1 protein-coding gene is annotated in these 1,953 nt (G+C 57.4%); it reads left to right on the top strand.

The genetic code is table 11. The annotated features are described in order from the left end of the window. Positions 1–385: 385 nt before the first annotated feature. Positions 386–1,953, top strand: a 1,568-nt coding sequence (locus BF99_RS21640) for a hypothetical protein (RefSeq protein ID WP_197019241.1), incomplete at its 3' end; no start/stop codon positions are given.

Genomic DNA, 1,953 nt, shown 5'->3' with positions numbered 1-1,953 from the left:
GACCTATACCGGTATCCAAGGTGCCGGTGGTACCTGAATTGACTACCCCCCCCCCCCCAGAAAGCGCTTTGCTGCTGAAAGTCTCGCTCTATCCGCACTTTGTTCGTTATTGATATTTGCGGTACCGCCTTCGGTAAAGGCTCAGAATTATCAGTCCAACGTCGCTGCACATGAATGCGTTCAAGTATTACCAGGAAGTGCTAATATTTTTAATGGATGTGGCACGGGGGCGGGTGGAAGCGGCCATCAAGTGAAACTTTCTGGTCGGCGTACGCAAGACGACGGGCAAGGAGGAATGGAATGTGGGGTAGTTAGTAATAGTAATATAAATTATAATAATTTTGCTAATTATGCAAATCCAGAATCCAGACCCGCCAAGCTTTGTGTGGAATATGTCGATGCTGCAAGGCAAAGAGCGTTCAATTATCAAAGCTGCGACAGCATCACTATTGGACCCAATGACTGCGGTTCCCCCGGCACCATCACGATAGTACCGCCGCTAGCACTCCCCTCGGGCAATATCGTGCATACCGGTACCTTGTCCATCGACGAAGGCGATGACGATACCTTCACCGTCAGGCTCGATACCCAACCTACCTCCGATGTCACCGTGACCATATCGAGCGCCGATGCCGGTGCCGTCTCGGTCTCTCCCGCCTCGTTGACCTTCACCACCACTGATTACTCCACCGCACAGACGGTCACCGTTACCGCCGAGGATGATAACGACGGCGACAACGAATCCGTCGCCCTCACCTTAAGCGCCGGCGGCGGTCTCATAGCATCTAACGTGACCAAAACGGTCAGGGTCGATGACGACGAACCGACCCCGACCATGGTCATCGAAGGCGGCACCGCCGCTTTGAATATCACCGAGGGCGGCACCGGCTCCTTCACCGTCTCCATCTCCCCCGCTTCGGCGGTCCCCGTCGTCGTCACCCTGACCAGCAGCGACGAACAAGCTGTCGAAGTCACCACTTCCCCCGCTTCCTTGACCTTCGCCGCCGGCTCCACCGCCGCCCAAACGGTCGTCGTCACCGGCGTCCAAGACCTCAACAACCGCAACGAATCCGCAACCATCAACTTGGACGCCGACGGCATCACCGTCGCCGATGCCACCAAGCGCATCGAAGTCCGGGATGACGAGACCCCATCGGGCAATCTCGTATTGGACAACACCAATCAACTGGCCATCGGCGAGGGCGGCAGCGGTACCTTCAACGTCAAACTCGATGTCGAACCCAGCGATACGGTCACCATCACGGCGAGCAGCGCCGACCCCGGAGCGGTCGCCGTCAGCCCCGCATCGCTGACCTTCAACGCCTCGAACTATTCAAGCGCACAAGAGATCACCGTCACCGGTTCTCACGATATCGATATCGTCGACGAAAGCGCCTTGATCACCCTTTCGGTCGATCAAGATATCGGCATCGTGGCCGACGATGTGAATAAAAGCATCGCCGTCACCGATGATGATTCGCCCGGCACCCTGTTGATGCTGCCCTCGCCCTTGCAGGTGGTCGAAGGCGGACAACAAACCTTCATCGTGCGTTTGGGAACGGTGCCGACCGTGCCCAATGTCACCGTCGACCTGACCAACAGCAACGCATCCGTCACCTTGGACCCCACCACCCTCTTTTTCACCGACAGCGATTGGAATGCCAGCCAAACCGTCACCGTTTCCGTTGCCCAAGACGACAACGCCGAGAACGGCACCGATACCATCGTAGGCACCTTCGATAACGGCGCCGGAAACTATGCAAGTGCCGCCAACCCCCAAGGGGCGGCGATTGCTGTCACCACCCTAGACCGTCCCGGCGATATCGTCGTCTCCAAGACCATGGTGGATTTGATGGAAGGCGGCGAGCCGGTCGAATTCACCGTGCGCTTGGGCGAAATCCCCGTCAACACCGATACCGTGACCGTCACCTTGTCCAACTCCAACCTCGACGT

Source organism: Thioalkalivibrio sp. HK1 (assembly GCA_000583135.1).
Taxonomy (GTDB): Bacteria; Pseudomonadota; Gammaproteobacteria; order HK1; family HK1; genus HK1.
Note: the sequence above shows the minus strand (reverse complement) of the source record. Positions and strands in the feature narration are given on the sequence as shown.